Raw genomic sequence first — 207 nt, 5'->3', positions numbered from 1 at the left:
TCCATACCCTTTCATTTTTTTTAGCGAAACTTCCATGGTTTTTTATCTACATATCCAGGGAAGGCTGTCAAAGGCTTTTCACTTTGACAGCCCTCCCTGGATATGTAATCATTCCATGATGGAAGTGAGTCGAAAAATAAAAGTATATTAGTTATTAAGTAAGGTTTTTCTCTTGGAATAGACGTCCTGATATTGCATGAGAACAGC

The 207-nt window shown here is 36.7% G+C and carries 1 protein-coding gene; it reads right to left on the bottom strand.

Going from position 1 to position 207, the window contains the following annotated elements; translation table 11 throughout:
• Positions 1–20: 20 nt before the first annotated feature.
• A partial coding sequence (locus tag ASU02_RS27155) for a hypothetical protein (protein ID WP_232426342.1) occupies positions 21–207 on the bottom strand: 187 nt, incomplete at its 5' end.

Source organism: Cytobacillus praedii, from assembly GCF_001439605.1.
Classification (GTDB): Bacteria; Bacillota; Bacilli; order Bacillales; family Cytobacillaceae; genus Cytobacillus; species Cytobacillus praedii.
This window is presented reverse-complemented; position numbering and strand designations above follow the sequence as displayed.